Origin of the sequence: Bacteroides sp. f07 (assembly GCF_042854785.1) — a bacterium.
Taxonomy (GTDB): Bacteria; Bacteroidota; Bacteroidia; order Bacteroidales; family Bacteroidaceae; genus Bacteroides.
This window is the reverse complement of sequence record NZ_BAABXI010000002.1, coordinates 1,234,699-1,251,069: the sequence shown is the minus strand read 5'-3', so window position 1 is coordinate 1,251,069 and position 16,371 is coordinate 1,234,699. Positions and strand designations below refer to the sequence as shown.

The following is a 16,371-nucleotide window of genomic DNA, read 5'->3' as shown; positions in this document are numbered from 1 at the left end:
CCAATAAACCAATATACATTAATTTATATTATAATGAAAACTACTATCATAGGCTTACTACTTCTGGCAACGATAACTGCCAATGCCCAAGAAGGAGAAGAAGTCCGAACCTACCAACTGTCGGACGCACCACGATATAGCGAGGAGACGGGATACGGATACGACCTCGTCGCCACCCCCGAAAAAGGAAATAAAGCGCCTTTCTTTTTCTCTGTCCGCGTACCGGACGGAAACTATAAAGTGACGGTACGTCTCGGAAGCAAGAAGCAGGCAGGAGTGACAACTGTACGGGGAGAATCCCGTCGCCTGTTCGTTGAGAATCTGCCGACAAAGAAAGGCCAGTTCATAGACGAGACGTTTATCATCAACAAGCGGAATCCCCGCATCTCCGAGAAAGAATCCGTGCGCATCAAACCACGCGAGAAAACCAAATTGAACTGGGATGATAAATTGACACTGGAATTCAACGGTGATGCACCCGTATGCCAGAGTATCAATATAGAACCTGCCGACCCATCGGTTATCACTGTTTTTCTATGCGGTAACAGTACGGTAGTAGACCAGGATAACGAACCGTGGGCCAGTTGGGGACAGATGATTCCCCATTTCTTCGGAACAGATGTCTGCATTGCCAATTATGCGGAATCCGGCGAATCAGCCAATACCTTTATCGGAGCAGGACGCCTGAAAAAAGCATTAAGCCAAATGAAGAAAGGCGATTATCTCTTTATGGAGTTCGGACATAACGACCAGAAACAGAAAGGGCCCGGCAAAGGAGCGTATTACTCTTTTATGACCAGCCTGAAAACATTCATTGACGAAGCCCGTGCACGTGGAGCACACCCCGTACTGGTCACTCCCACCCAACGCCGGAGTTTTGACGCAACCGGACATATCCGCGACACGCACGAAGACTACCCGGAAGCCATGCGCTGGCTTGCCGCCAAGGAGAACGTGCCATTGATTGACCTCAACGAAATGACCCGCACGCTCTATGAAGCCCTCGGCCCCGAAACGTCCAAACGTGCTTTCGTACATTATCCGGCAGGCACTTATCCGGGACAGACCAAGGATTTTGCCGACAACACCCACTTCAATCCTTACGGGGCTTATCAGATAGCCCAATGTGTGATTGAAGGAATGAAGAAAGCCGTTCCCGAACTGGCGAAATATCTGAAAATCGACCCGGCATACAATCCGGCACACCCGGATGATGTGAATACTTTCCACTGGAACGAATCACCTTTCACAGAAATAGAGAAACCGGACGGAAATTAAAGAATCCCAATATTGACCAATATGAAAAGTAAAAGCATCTTTCCCCTACTTCTAGCAGGCACGTTTTTTATAGCATGTACTCCAGCCAAACAGGCAGGAAGCAACAGCTTCGAATGGGGACAGGTTCCGCAGCAACCGGATTTGTCGTGGGCGGACAGCGTAGGAAGCCGACAAACTCCCGGAAACAACCATCTTTTATCCGCCAATTCTTTTGGCGCAGTAGCAGACAGCACAGTGCTCAGCACGGAAGCTATCCAGAAAGCAATCGACAGTTGTGCCGTCTCCGGCGGGGGAACCGTCACTCTCCAGCCCGGATATTATCAGACCGGTGCACTGTTCATTAAAAGCGGTGTCAACCTGCAACTGGACAAAGGCGTCACCCTACTCGCCAGCCCCCATATCCAGCATTATCCCGAATTCCGCTCACGAATTGCGGGTATCGAGATGACATGGCCGGCAGCAGTAATAAACATTGTCAACGAGAAGAACGCCGCTGTCAGCGGAGAAGGGACTTTGGACTGCCGGGGAAAAGTCTTTTGGGACAAATATTGGGAAATGCGCAAAGAATACGAAACGAAAGGGTTGCGCTGGATTGTAGATTACGACTGCAAACGTGTGCGGGGTATTCTTGTGGAACGCAGTTCGGATGTCACCTTAAAAGGATTCACCCTGATGCGTACCGGCTTTTGGGGATGTCAGATTCTTTATTCCAACTATTGCACCATAGACGGACTGACGATTAATAATAATATAGGCGGTCACGGCCCGAGCACGGACGGCATCGACATAGATTCTTCCTGCAACATTCTGATAGAGAACTGCGATGTAGACTGTAACGACGACAATATCTGTATCAAATCGGGACGGGACGCGGACGGTTTGCGGGTGAATCTTCCTACGGAGAACGTGGTGATTCGCAATTGCATTGCCCGCAAGGGCGCCGGACTTATCACCTGCGGCAGCGAAACTTCCGGCAGTATCCGGAATGTATTGGGCTATAACCTCGAAGCTGCCGGCACTTCCGCCGTGCTCCGTCTGAAAAGCGCCATGAACCGCGGTGGGACAATCGAAAACATTTACATGACTAACGTAAAAGCCGAAAACGTCCGCCACGTACTGGCAGCAGACTTGAACTGGAACCCCAGTTACAGTTACAGCACTCTTCCCAAAGAGTATGAAGGCCAGGAAATCCCGGAACACTGGAAAGTTATGCTGACTCCGGTAGTACCCCCCGAAAAGGGATACCCACGCTTCCGCAACGTATATGTATCGCGGATTAAAGCCGAGAACGTAGACGAATTTATCTCTGCTTCGGGATGGAACGACTCTTTGCGTCTGGAAAATTTCTATCTTTACGCCATCGAAGCACAGGCTAGGAAACCGGGTAAAATCTGCTATACGAAGAATTTCAACCTGTCGGAGATTACATTGGACGTAACAGAGAAAGACGCTATCGAACTAAAGGAAAATGAACAAAGTAATATCAAATTCAACTATGCTGAAACAACTCCTGACCATCGTACTGCTGGGAATCTTGCTCATTGATGCGCAAGCACAGTCTCTGACGCCGCCTGCCGGTACTTTCAAGCTGGGAATATCGAAAGGAAACGAAAGCCACTGGCTGCAACCTAAGGAAAAGACACCGGGGATTACTTTCCAATGGAAAGCCTTGCCCGATACCCGTGGATTTATACTGGAAATAGAGGTAGCTTCCTCTCCCAAGGCCGATGCTTTATTCTGGAGCTTCGGCGATTGCCGGCCGGATTCGGACGTGAATGTGTTTAGTGTGGAAGGACAGGCTTTTACCTGCTATTACGGAGAAAGCATGAAATTACGGACTGTACAGGCGGTCACTCCTACCGACGATATCCGCCTGAGCAACGGGCACAAGGACGAAACTCCCCTGATGCTTTATGAATCGGGAAAACGAACCGACCGCCCCGTACTGGCGGGACGTTGCCCGCTCGTTCCCGGCAGCAGGATTTATTTCTGCTTCTATGAGCAGAATGAGAAGGCGGATTATAACTACTATATGTTACCGGATATTTTTGCCCAAACCGACAAAAAATGAAAAAGATATATTTACTATTCAGTCTCTTAGTGGGTTGCATCTACAGCCATGCAGCCATCTACAACGTGAAGGATTTCGGAGCCAAAGCGAATGGAAAAACAATTGATTCCCCCGCCATCAACAGCGCGATTGAAGCAGCCGCACAAGCCGGTGGCGGTACTGTTTACCTGCCTGCCGGAGAATATGCCTGTTATTCTATCCGACTGAAAAGCAACATTCACCTCTATCTGGAACAAGGCGCACGCATTGTTGCCGCCTTTCCCGGGAAAGAGGAAGGATATGATATCGCTGAAGCGAATGAACATAATAAGTACCAGGATTTCGGTCACAGCCATTGGAAGAATTCCTTGATTTGGGGAATCGGACTGGAGAATATAACCATCAGCGGTTCCGGACTTATCTACGGTAAAGGCTTGACCCGTGAAGAAAGCCGGCTGCCGGGTGTAGGCAACAAGGCTATCAGCCTGAAAGATTGCCGGAATGTGACGCTCAAGGATTTGTCCATGCTTCACTGCGGACATTTCGCCCTGCTCGCCACCGGAGTAGACCATCTGACTATCTTGAATCTGAAAGTAGATACCAACCGCGACGGATTCGATATTGACTGCTGCCGGAATGTGCGTATCAGCCAATGTACGGTAAATTCTCCCTGGGACGATGCCATTGTGCTGAAAGCCTCTTACGGGTTAGGACGTTTTCAGGATACGGAGAATGTGACTATCAGTGATTGTTATGTAAGCGGTTTTGACCAGGGAAGCGTAATGGACGGAACCTGGCAACTGGACGAACCGCAGGCTCCCGACCATGGTTACCGTACCGGACGCATCAAGTTAGGTACTGAAAGCAGCGGCGGATTCCGTAATATTGCCATCACTAATTGTATCTTTGAACATTGCAGGGGTCTGGCATTGGAAACCGTAGACGGGGGACGTCTGGAAGATATTGTTATCAGTAATATCACGATGAGGAATATTGTCAATGCTCCTATTTTCCTAAGACTGGGCGCACGTATGCGTAGTCCCGAAGGCACGCCCGTAGGCACAATGAAACGTATCCTTATCAGTGATATCAATGTGTGGAATGCCGACAGCCGATATGCTTCCATTATCAGCGGTGTGCCGGGTGCTTGTATCGAGGATGTCACTCTCCGTAATATTCACCTATATTATAAAGGTGGATACAGCGCGGAAGACGGTAAACGTGTTCCGCCCGAACAGGAGAAAGTATATCCCGAACCGTGGATGTTCGGCACTATTCCCGCCAAAGGATTTTACGTCCGCCATGCACGGAACATAACTTTCGACGGTATCCGCTTCCATTTTGAACAGCCGGACGGACGACCGCTCTTTGTAACCGATGATGTAGAAAAGATAGAATATTATAATACGCCGAAAGAATGATGAATAAGAAACAATTGATATTCCTCTGCCTGCTTGCAACAGGCGGAGTCATACAAGCGCAACAGTGGCCGAACGTTCCAGCAGAAGCGCGTCCCGGCACCCGATGGTGGTGGCTGGGAAGTGCCGTAGACGAAAAGAACCTGACATACAATCTGGAAGAATATGCACGTGCCGGCATGGGTGCGGTGGAAATCACACCTATCTACGGCGTGCAAGGGAATGACGCAAACGAGATACAGTTCCTCTCTCCCCGCTGGATGGAAGTGCTCAAGCATACACAGGCGGAAGGTAAACGCACAGGTGTTGAAATCGACATGAATACCGGTACCGGATGGCCTTTTGGCGGGCCGGAAGTCAGCATTGAAGACGCAGCGACCAAGGCAATCTTCCAAACCTACGAAATAGAGGGCGGCAAAGAGATTGTACAGGATATTAATGTGACTGACCCTAAGCAACAACTTTATTCCGTATTAAGCCGGGTGATGGCTTATAATGAAAATGGCCAGTGTCTTAATCTGACTTCTCATGTAAAAAAAGACAAGTTGCAATGGAAAGCCCCTGCCGGCAAATGGAAAGTGGTAGCCCTCTACGTTGGAAAGACACGGCAGAAAGTGAAACGGGCAGCACCGGGCGGGGAAGGATATGTCATGAACCACCTGTCAAAGAAAGCTGTCAAGAACTATCTTTCCCGCTTTGACCGTGCATTCAAGAGTAGCAAGACAAGCTATCCGCATACATTCTTCAACGACTCTTACGAGGTGTATCAAGCAGACTGGACAGACGATTTCCTGGAACAGTTTGCCCGCAGACGGGGATATAAACTGGAAGAGCATTTCCCTGAATTTCTGGATGAAAGCCGTCCCGAAGTCAGCAGACGCATCTTGTCCGATTATCGGGAGACGATTTCCGACCTGTTATTGGAAAACTTCACCTGTCAATGGACAGACTGGGCACACAAAAACGGTAGCATCACCCGCAACCAGGCACATGGTTCACCGGGTAATCTGATTGATATTTACGCAGCCGTAGATATTCCCGAATGTGAAGGCTTCGGACTGTCACAGTTCCATATCAAAGGATTGCGGCAGGATTCACTGACCAAGAAGAATGATTCGGACTTGTCTATGTTGAAATATGCTTCTTCGGCCGCACATATTGCAGGTAAGACCTATACTTCTTCCGAAACATTCACTTGGCTGACGGAGCATTTCCGCACTTCCCTGTCACAATGCAAGCCGGATATGGACTTGATGTTTGTTTCCGGTGTCAATCATATGTTCTTTCATGGGACGCCTTACTCTCCGAAAGAAGCCGAATGGCCGGGTTGGCTGTTCTATGCGTCTATCAATATGAATCCGACGAACAGTATCTGGCGTGACGCTCCTTCTTTCTTTAATTATATCACCCGTTGCCAGAGCTTTCTGCAAATGGGACGACCGGATAATGATTTCCTGATTTATCTTCCGGTATATGATATGTGGAACGAACAACCGGGACGATTGTTATTGTTCACCATCCACCACATGGATAAACTGGCTCCCAAATTTATCGACGCCATCCACCGTATCAACAACAGCGGATATGACGGGGATTATATCTCCGACAACTTCATCCGCAGCACCCGTTTCAAGGACGGGCAGTTGGTTACTTCGGGCGGAACGGGTTACAAAGCATTGGTAGTGCCTGCCGCCCATCTGATGCCGGATGATGTGCTGGCGCATCTTTTAGAACTGGCCAAGCAGGGAGCTACTATCGTATTCCTAGAAAACTATCCGACGGATGTACCGGGATATGCCCGACTGGAACAGAAACGTAAGAGTTACCAACGTACGCTCCGCCAACTTCCGTCTGTCTCTTTCTCCGAAACAACTGTCACTCCGGTTGGAAAGGGAAAGATTATCACAGGAACGGATTATGCGCGCACATTGGCCAGTTGCCATATTCCTTGCGAGGAAATGAAAACAAAATTCGGCCTGCAAACTATCCGAAGAGTTAATGACACGGGACATCATTATTTCATCTCTTCCCTGCAAGACAAAGGAGTGGATGGCTGGATTACCTTAGGAACGAATGCAACCGCAGCCGCCCTCTTCAACCCTATGACCGGGGAATGTGGAGAAGCACTTATCCGTCAGGCAGACGGCAAGACACAAGTTTATCTACAACTGAAATCCGGCGAATCGGTTATCCTGCAAACTTATCAACAGCCTTTAAAAGCGTCCAAACCGTGGAGATATATAAAGGAACAACCTTTCAGCCTCAGCCTTGACCATGGCTGGAAACTACACTTTGCCGAAAACAAACCGGAAATTCAGGGTGCATTCGATATAGACCGCCCGTGTTCATGGACAAACATCAATCATCCGGCAGCCAAAATCAATATGGGAACCGGAGTGTATTCATTGGATATAAAACTGCCTGCCTTGAAAGCTGACGATTGGATACTTGACTTGGGCGATGTACGCGAAAGTGCCCGTGTCCGCATCAACGGACAGGAAGCGGGTTGTGTATGGGCAGTGCCTTATCAGTTGAGAGTAGGTCATCTGCTGAAATCCGGGAAAAACCACATCGAAATAGAAGTCACGAACCTTCCTGCAAACCGAATAGCAGAGCTGGACAGACAGGGAGTGCAGTGGCGCAAGTTCAAAGAAATCAATATTGTCGATTTAAACTATCGCCCGGCTAATTACGGGCATTGGAGTCCCTTGCCTTCCGGCTTGAATAGTGAAGTGCGGTTGATTCCGGTAGATTTTATGCAGAAGTAAGTGTTTATCTTTATTTGATTTCTCAGCTTCTTAATCCAAAAAACAAGCCCCTTTTCCGAATTTCGTGGAAAAGGGGCTTATTTTATAAAATCAAGTTGCAGTTTGCTTCTTTAATTCTCATGCAAAACAGTGTATAGTTCTTTTCAAACCCTATAATAAACAGCAACTTACGGTCATCTATATTCTCTAACTTTTTTATGCCTATGAGAAAACATTCTCATCGTAATGAGAAATAATTCTCAATGGCATGAGAAAAAGTTCTCACTACGATAAGAATTATTTCTCATTTCGGTGAGAATTATTCCAATATAATAATCCCATCCTAAAGGAATTACTTTAAGCTTATTACCGCCCGCTCCAACTGCTTCAAAGCCCGTTCTAACGTAGCACGCGGACAAGCAATATTCAACCGCATGAAGCCTTCGCCTTCCTTACCAAATGTTGTTCCGTCGTTCAATGCCAAATGAGCATCTTCTATGAAAAGACGGTTCAATTCTTCCTGATTTAGTCCTAATTCGCGACAATCTAAAAAGATAAGATAGGAAGCTTGCGGACGAATCATCTTGATGGCAGGAATATACTCTTTCAGATAGTTTTCGGTAAAGTCTACATTTTCCTTGATATAAGCAATCACCTGATCAAGCCATTCCGTACCATGACTATAAGCAGCCGCTACACTCAGGTAAGCAAACAGATGCCCTTCACTGAACTCGCTTGCTTCCATATATGTCTGGAAACGGTGACGAAGCTCCTCATTTTCTATGATAGCATAAGAACTTGCCAGTCCCGGCATATTAAACGCCTTGCTCGGAGACATAAAGACAAGTGAATTCATCCGTGCCTTTTCTGAAATAAGAGCGAACGTAGGATGCTTGTAAGGCGGTAAAGTCAAGTCGGCATGAATCTCGTCAGAGATGATTAATGTACCGCTTTCATGGCAAATATCGGCTATTTGAGCCAGTTCCTCTTTTGTCCATACACGTCCGCCCGGATTATGAGGATTACTTAAAACAAGCAGTTTGCAGCCCTGAATATCTTGGCGGAAACGGTCAAAATCAATATGATATTGTCCGTCTTTCAATACTAACGGGCTGAATACGACTTCGCGTTCATTCTTCTGAGTTACCAAAAAGAAAGGATGATAAACAGGCGGCATCACCATGACTTTATCCCCTTTCTGCGTAAAGCAGTGGATAGCAAAGGCCAATCCACGAACAATGCCGGGAGTGAATGTCAGCATCTCTTTGCTTACCGTCCATCCGTGGCGTGTCTGTAACCAGTTGATAATAGACTCCGACCATTCTTTACAGGCAAATGTATATCCGAGCACTTCATGCTCCAGGCGTTTTTTCAAAGCGTCTATCACAAAAGGAGCTGTACGGAAATCCATATCGGCTACCCACATCGGAATCAAGTCCTTGCGTCCCCAACGACCTTCCACTCCATCCCATTTAACGGAGTCTGTACCGCTACGGTCGATTATTTCATCAAAATTATATTTCATACTGCATGATGTTGTTATGTTATGTGAGACAAAAGTAGTACTTTTGTATTCAATTCAAAAAGGAATTTATGACGAAAGCATTATTTTTTGATATAGACGGAACGCTTGTCAGTTTTGAGACTCACCGTATTCCGACTTCTACCATTGAGGCATTGGAAGCCGCCCATGCAAAAGGGCACAAAATATTTATCGCTACCGGACGCCCGAAAGCTATTATCAACAACCTTTCCGAACTACAAGACCGGAATCTCATAGATGGATACATAACCATGAACGGGGCTTATTGTTTTGTCGGTGAACAGGTTATTTACAAAAGTGCCATCCCCCAAAAGGAAGTAAAAGCAATGGCAGCTTTCTGCGAAAAGAAAGGAGTGCCTTGCATCTTTGTAGAGGAACATAATATATCTGTTTGCCAGCCCGATGCTATGGTGAAAAAGATATTCTATGATTTCCTGCATGTGAATGTTATCCCGACTGTTTCTTTTGAAGAAGCGACCAGCAGGGAGATTATACAGATGACACCCTTTATCACTGAGGAAGAAGAAAAGGAAATCCGCCCGTCCATCCCGACTTGTGAGATAGGTCGCTGGTATCCGTCCTTTGCCGATGTAACCGCCAAAGGGGATACAAAGCAAAAGGGGATTGATGAAATCATCCGTTACTTTGATATTAAGTTGGAAGATACAATGTCATTCGGAGATGGTGGAAACGACATTAGTATGCTTCGCCATGCCGCTATCGGAGTAGCTATGGGACAGGCAAAAGATGATGTAAAGGCCGCCGCCGATTACGTGACGGCTCCCATTGACGAGGATGGAATCAGCAAAGCGATGAAACATTTCGGAATCATTGAATAAAAGGATTTACAATACTTACAAGAATGAGCGTAGACACCAACAACGCTGAGTTTCAGGATGCCCTGAGCTTGATTCAATATACACGCCAGTCGGTTTTTCTGACCGGAAAAGCGGGGACAGGGAAATCTACATTCCTGCGTTACGTCTGCGAGAATACGAAAAAGAAACATGTCGTACTTGCTCCGACGGGTATTGCCGCAATCAATGCCGGGGGAAGCACGATGCATAGTTTCTTCAAACTTCCTTTCTATCCGCTATTGCCGGACGACCCGAACCTCAGCCTGCAACGGGGACGCATCCACGAGTTTTTCAAATATACCAAACCGCACCGGAAGTTACTGGAACAGATAGAGCTGGTAATTATCGACGAGATTTCAATGGTACGGGCAGATATCATTGATGCCATCGACCGTATCCTGCGCGTATATTCCCATAACTTACGTGAGCCTTTCGGTGGAAAACAGTTGTTATTGGTAGGCGATGTATTCCAGTTGGAACCTGTCGTAAAGAATGACGAGCGGGAAATATTGAACCGCTTCTATCCTACTCCCTACTTTTTCTCTGCACGAGTGTTCAGTCAGATAGATTTGGTGTCTATCGAACTGCAAAAAGTTTACCGGCAGACTGACCCTGTTTTTGTCGGTGTCCTTGACCACATTCGTACTAATACCGCCGGAGCTGCAGACTTGCAACTGTTGAATACCCGATATGGAAGTCAGATTGAAGAATCGGAAGCAGACATGTATATCACGCTTGCTACTCGAAGGGATACGGTAGACTCAATCAACGAGAAGAAACTAGCCGAGCTTCCGGGAGAACCGATTACTTTTGAAGGAGTAATCGAAGGAGATTTTCCCGAAAGTAGTCTGCCTACCTCACAAGAGCTTGTGCTAAAGCCCGGTGCACAGATTATCTTTATCAAGAATGATTTCGACCGTCGTTGGGTAAATGGTACGATTGGTGTCATTGCCGGTATTGATGAGGAAGAAGAAACGATATACGTTATCACTGACAACGGAAAAGAATGTGACGTGAAACGGGATTCATGGCGCAATATCCGTTATCGCTACAACGAAAAGACGAAAGAGATTGAGGAAGAAGTACTGGGCAGTTTCACCCAATATCCTATCCGATTGGCTTGGGCTATCACTGTTCATAAAAGCCAGGGACTGACTTTCAGCCGGGTAGTCATTGACTTCACAGGCGGAGTATTTGCCGGTGGACAAGCATATGTCGCACTCAGCCGCTGTACCTCATTGGATGGTATCCAACTCAAAAAGCCGATTAACCGAGCAGATGTTTTCGTCCGTCCCGAAATTGTGAACTTCGCGGGACGCTTCAACAATCGACAAGCCATCGACAAGGCCTTGAAACAGGCACAAGCCGATGTGCAATATGCCGCAGCCGCACGCGCTTTCGATAAAGGGGATATGGAAGAGTGCCTGGAACAATTTTTCCGCGCCATCCATTCCCGCTATGACATAGAAAAACCTGTCCCCCGCCGATTAATCCGCCGGAAACTCGGTGTCATCAACACCCTGAAAGAGCAGAATAAAAAACTCAAGGAGCAGATGAAGGAACAGCAGGAACGTCTGCGCCAATACGCTCATGAGTATCTGTTAATGGGTAATGAATGTATTACTCAGGCACATGACGCACGTGCCGCCCTTGCCAATTATGACAAGGCGCTCAGCCTCGACCCGAACTACGTGGATGCCTGGATACGAAAAGGAATCACGCTCTTCAACAACAAAGAGTATTTTGATGCGGAGAACTGCTTCAATACGGCTGTAAATCTTCATCCGGCAAATTTCAAAGCTGTTTATAACCGGGGAAAACTCCGATTGAAAACGGAAGATACGGAAGGGGCCATTGCCGACCTGGATAAAGCGACAAGCCTGAAACCGGAGCATGCCGGTGCACATGAACTATTCGGTGACGCTTTGCTGAAAGCAGGAAAGGAAGTGGAAGCTGCGTTACAATGGAGAATCGCAGAGGAACTGAAGAAAAAGAGAAAGTAATAAATCTATATAAATGAAAAAGACGGAAACCGACCGTTTTCTTCCTCACCGACCAACACATCGTTCCTCACCGAGGAAAGCCCCGTTCCCCACCGAGGAAAAGGTCGTTCCTCACCGAGGAACGAATCCCCCACTTACAACGCCTTGGAGAGCCATTGTCTACTTTGGAGAGCTATACGTAAATATATTTACAGTTTAAGTTATCATCCCCTACTCTCTATTCTCAACCGTCCCAAATACAATCCCGTACTTTGGATTCTGCTAATTTAAAAATAAGAATCCCTAAAAAAAACTCTTTTATCCCTTATTATCAAAAAATTTTATTAGTTTTGCTCCTTGCATATTATCAGACTCTTAAAATAGAAGCAAATGAAAAAAGGTTTGAAAATCGCAGCTATCACCGTAGGAGTAATTATCATTCTGATGCTCCTTCTTCCTTTCGCCTTCCAAGGTAAGATAGCCGATATCGTAAAGACAGAAGGCAACAAGATGCTCAACGCTCAATTTGACTTTAAGAAACTCAACATTAGCCTGTTCCGTAACTTCCCGCAGGCTTCTGTCACTCTCGAAGATTTCTGGCTGAAAGGTACAGGAGAATTCGCTAACGATACCCTTGTACAAGCCGGAGAAGTTACTGCTGCCATTAATCTATTCTCACTTTTCGGAGATAGCGGCTATGATATTTCTAAAATCTTTATTGAAGATACCAAGCTGCACGCCATTGTATTACCGGACGGGCAAGTCAACTGGGATATTATGAAACCGGACACGACCGCAACTGCCGAAACGCCTGCCGCTGAGGAAGAAGAATCTTCTCCTTTCAAAGTGAAATTACAACGTTTCGTCATCAAAAACATGAATCTGGTCTATGATGACCAACAAGGGAAAATGTATGCTGATATCCGCGACTTCAACGCTATCTGCGCAGGAGACTTGGGAAGTGAACGTACTACCCTGAAACTGGAAGCGGAAACTAAATCCTTGACTTACAAGATGAACGGGATTCCTTTCCTGGCAAATGCCAATATCTCCGCAAAGATGGATGTAGATGCCGACCTCGCCAATAACAAATACACATTAAAGGATAATACGATTCGTCTTAACGCCATCCAAGCCGGCATCGACGGTTGGGTAGCCTTGAAAGACCCGGCTATCGACATGGATTTGAAACTTAATACGAATGATATCGGTTTCAAGGAAATTCTTTCGTTGATTCCTGCTATCTATGCGACTGAGTTCTCCAGCCTGAAAACAGACGGAACCGCCACCCTTACCGCAACAGCCAAAGGTATCCTGCAGGGAGACACCGTTCCTTCATTCAATATTGATATGCAAGTCAAAAATGCCATGTTCCGCTATCCGGCTTTACCAGCAGGTGTGGACCAAATCAATATTAGCGCTAACGTTCAGAATCCGGGTGGAAATATTGACCTGACTACCGTTGATATCAATCCGTTCAGCTTCCGCCTGGCAGGAAATCCGTTCAGCCTGACTGCTAACGTGAAAACTCCAATCAGCGACCCGGACTTTAAAGCTGAAGCGAAAGGTATTCTCAACTTGGGCATGATTAAGCAGGTATATCCGCTTGGAGACATGGAATTGAACGGAACAATCGACGCCGATATGCAAATGTCAGGACGTCTCTCCTACATCGAACAGGAACAGTATGAACGTATGCAGGCTGCCGGCACTATCGGACTGACAGACATGAAACTGAAAATGAAAGATATGCCGGATGTAGAGATTAAGAAGTCCCTTTTCACTTTCACTCCGAAATATCTCCAGTTGAGCGAAACGACTGTCAATATAGGCAAGAACGACATTACTGCCGACAGCCGGTTTGAAAACTACATTGGTTACGTACTGAAAGGTACTACTTTGAAAGGAACACTGAATATCCGTTCCAACTATTTCAACCTGAATGATTTCATGACTGCTTCCGCAGATGAAACTGCTACACCGGATGCAGCGGCTACCGATTCCGTACCTACTTCCACCGGAATTGTTGAAGTGCCGCGTAACATTGACTTCCAGATGGATGCCAATCTGAAACAGGTATTATTCGACAAGATGTCCTTCAACAATATGAATGGCAAACTTATCGTAAAAGACGGTAAGGTAGACATGAAGAATTTATCCATGAGTACTATGGGCGGAAACGTGGTTATGAACGGATATTATTCGACCGCCAACGTGAAGAAACCGGAACTGAAAGCCGGATTCAAACTGTCGAATATCGTCTTCGCTCAGGCTTATAAAGAACTGGATATGGTGCAGAAGATGGCTCCTATCTTCGAAAACCTGAAAGGTAATTTCTCCGGCAGCATCAATGTATTGACAGATTTGGATGCAACCATGAGCCCTGTACTGGATACGATGCAGGGAGACGGCAGTCTTTCTACCCGCGATCTCAGCTTAAGCGGAGTGAAAGCAATCGATCAGATAGCCGATGCAGTGAAACAGCCAAGCCTGAAAGACATGAAGGTAAAAGATATGACACTTGATTTCACTATCAAAGACGGACGTGTAGAAACGAAACCGTTCGATATCAAGATGGGTGATTACAATCTGAATCTCGCAGGCAGTACAGGGCTTGACCAAACCATTGATTATACTGGAAAAATCAAGCTACCTGCATCCACCGGGAATATCTCCAAACTGATGACTCTCGACCTGAAAATCGGTGGTTCGTTTACCTCACCAAAAGTCAGTGTCGATACCAAGAGCATGGCAAACCAAGCTGTTGAAGCGGTAGCTGATGAAGCTATCAGCAAACTTGGTCAAAAACTTGGTTTGGACTCTGCCGCTACTGCCAATAAGGATTCCATCAAGCAGAAAGTAACGGAAAAGGCTGCTGAAAAGGCATTGGACTTCTTAAAGAAGAAACTTAAATAAAGAACAAGGGAAGGAGAAGAGGTTATGCTTCTGAAATTATATGATAAAAATAATAACCCGCAGGATTTACAACGAGTAATTGACATCCTGAACGACGGCGGGCTTATCATCTATCCAACTGATACGATGTATGCCATCGGTTGCCACGGTCTGAAAGAGCGTGCAATAGAACGGATATGCCGAATCAAAGAGATAGACCCTCGCAAAAACAACCTGTCTATCATTTGTTATGACTTGAGTAGTATCAGCGAATATGCCAAGGTAGACAATAGTGTGTTCAAGCTTATGAAGCATAACCTTCCGGGGCCATTCACCTTTATCCTGAACGGTACGAACCGCTTACCCAAGATTTTCCGTAACCGGAAAGAAGTCGGTATCCGTATGCCGGACAATAACATTATCCGTGAGATTGCCCGGTTGCTCGACGCCCCCATTATGACTACTACCCTGCCTCATGACGAACATGAGGATTTGGAATACATGACTGACCCCGAACTTATAGACGAAAAGTTCGGTGATATAGTAGATTTGGTCATTGACGGGGGAATCGGGGGAATAGAACCCTCGACCGTAGTAAAATGCACAGAGGACGAGCCGGAAATCGTACGTCAAGGGAAAGGCTGGCTGGAAGAAAACTAATCTTTTCTCCTGCTGGAAATTCTATTATAACAAAATGGGCTGCAATCAATCAAACACCGATGCAGCCCATTTTTTATAGAGTTTATCCTCTCCTTATTTTATCAAGGATTCCGGATCCAAATGAGTAGATTCAATATCTTTAAAGTAACGATAAGTACCTACTTTCAGTTCAACAGTAGCAGCATCGTCACAAACGATAATACCTTTTTCATGCATCTGCAAAGCACTGATAGTCCACATCTGAGTGATAGCGCCTTCTACAGCGTGATACAAAGCACGCGCCTTGTTATGCCCGTTCACGATAATCATCACTTCTTTTGCAGAAAGTACAGTACCCACTCCCACTGTCAATGAAGTCTTGGGAACTTTGTTGATATCATTATCAAAGAAACGAGAGTTGGCAATGATTGTATCCATTGTCAATGTCTTCTGACGAGTGCGTGAAGTCAGGGAAGAACCCGGCTCATTGAATGCGATATGTCCGTCAGGTCCGATACCACCCATAAACAAGTCGATACCACCGTAAGACTTAATCTTTTCTTCGTAACGTGCACATTCCGCATCCAAGTCAGGAGCATTACCATTCAGGATATTTGTATTCTCCGGTTTGATGTCGATATGGCTGAAAAAGTTATTCCACATAAAAGAATAGTAGCTTTCCGGATGTTCTTTCGGCAATCCCACATATTCATCCATGTTGAATGTCACTACATTTTGGAAAGAAACGATACCTTTCTTATTCAAGTCAATCAACGCTTTGTACATACCCAGAGGAGAAGATCCGGTAGGGCAGCCCAATACAAATGGTTTTTCGGGAGTCGGATTGGCAGCCTTTATTTTTGCAGCAACATAATGTGCAGCCCACTGAGATACGGACTGGTAGTCCGGTTGAATAATTAATCTCATAAGTCGATTGTTTTATAGGTTAGTAATAAATATAT

General features: G+C 46.1%; 12 protein-coding genes. 10 read left to right on the top strand and 2 right to left on the bottom strand.

The annotated features are described in order from the left end of the window. Positions 1-33: 33 nt before the first annotated feature. The 5 genes from ACGHVY_RS19800 to ACGHVY_RS19780 are packed head-to-tail and all read left to right on the top strand — an operon-like array spanning position 34 to position 7,514. Positions 34-1,278 (top strand): rhamnogalacturonan acetylesterase, encoded by a 1,245-nt coding sequence (locus ACGHVY_RS19800; protein WP_390600926.1) that lies wholly within the window; start codon positions 34-36, stop codon positions 1,276-1,278. Positions 1,279-1,299: 21 nt separating this feature from the next. After that, positions 1,300-2,823: a glycoside hydrolase family 28 protein gene (locus tag ACGHVY_RS19795; protein WP_390600924.1), complete on the top strand. Its 1,524-nt coding sequence runs from the start codon at positions 1,300-1,302 to the stop codon at positions 2,821-2,823. After that, a complete protein-coding gene (locus tag ACGHVY_RS19790) occupies positions 2,774-3,349 on the top strand; it encodes a DUF4450 domain-containing protein (RefSeq protein ID WP_390600922.1) in 576 nt (191 codons plus the stop codon). Before ACGHVY_RS19795 ends, ACGHVY_RS19790 begins: the two co-directional genes overlap by 50 nt. Next, complete coding sequence (locus ACGHVY_RS19785; protein WP_390600920.1) at positions 3,346-4,749, top strand: glycoside hydrolase family 28 protein; 1,404 nt, start codon at positions 3,346-3,348, stop codon at positions 4,747-4,749. The genes ACGHVY_RS19790 and ACGHVY_RS19785 overlap by 4 nt, the downstream gene beginning before the upstream one ends. Then, on the top strand, positions 4,749-7,514 hold the full coding sequence (locus tag ACGHVY_RS19780; RefSeq protein ID WP_390600990.1) for a glycosyl hydrolase: 2,766 nt from the start codon (positions 4,749-4,751) through the stop codon (positions 7,512-7,514). Before ACGHVY_RS19785 ends, ACGHVY_RS19780 begins: the two co-directional genes overlap by 1 nt. Before the next feature lie 331 nt (positions 7,515-7,845). Here the strand turns inward: ACGHVY_RS19780 and ACGHVY_RS19775 are convergent, their stop codons facing one another. Further along, on the bottom strand, positions 7,846-9,018 hold the full coding sequence (locus ACGHVY_RS19775; protein WP_390600918.1) for a MalY/PatB family protein: 1,173 nt from the start codon (positions 9,016-9,018) through the stop codon (positions 7,846-7,848). A 68-nt stretch (positions 9,019-9,086) separates the two neighbouring features. Here ACGHVY_RS19775 and ACGHVY_RS19770 point away from each other — a divergent pair, with 68 nt between their 5' ends. The 5 genes from ACGHVY_RS19770 (at position 9,087) to ACGHVY_RS19750 (ending at position 15,430) form a co-directional block, all read left to right on the top strand. Next, positions 9,087-9,875, top strand: coding sequence for a Cof-type HAD-IIB family hydrolase (locus tag ACGHVY_RS19770; protein WP_390600916.1), 789 nt, complete (start codon positions 9,087-9,089; stop codon positions 9,873-9,875). Positions 9,876-9,898: 23 nt separating this feature from the next. Further along, a complete protein-coding gene (locus ACGHVY_RS19765; protein ID WP_390600913.1) occupies positions 9,899-11,896 on the top strand; it encodes a tetratricopeptide repeat protein in 1,998 nt (665 codons plus the stop codon). A gap of 13 nt (positions 11,897-11,909) precedes the next feature. Then, complete coding sequence (locus tag ACGHVY_RS19760) at positions 11,910-12,095, top strand: hypothetical protein (RefSeq protein ID WP_390600910.1); 186 nt, start codon at positions 11,910-11,912, stop codon at positions 12,093-12,095. Positions 12,096-12,265: 170 nt separating this feature from the next. After that, positions 12,266-14,791 carry an AsmA-like C-terminal region-containing protein gene (locus ACGHVY_RS19755; protein WP_390600908.1) on the top strand — a complete coding sequence of 842 codons (2,526 nt, stop codon included), beginning with the start codon at positions 12,266-12,268 and terminating at the stop codon, positions 14,789-14,791. Positions 14,792-14,815: 24 nt separating this feature from the next. Beyond that, positions 14,816-15,430: an L-threonylcarbamoyladenylate synthase gene (locus tag ACGHVY_RS19750; RefSeq protein WP_390600906.1), complete on the top strand. Its 615-nt coding sequence runs from the start codon at positions 14,816-14,818 to the stop codon at positions 15,428-15,430. Positions 15,431-15,523: 93 nt separating this feature from the next. On the opposite strand, the gene nagB is transcribed toward ACGHVY_RS19750, so the two are convergent. Beyond that, positions 15,524-16,336, bottom strand: coding sequence for a glucosamine-6-phosphate deaminase (gene nagB, locus ACGHVY_RS19745; protein ID WP_175631196.1), 813 nt, complete (start codon positions 16,334-16,336; stop codon positions 15,524-15,526). Between the last annotated feature and the right edge of the window lie 35 nt (positions 16,337-16,371).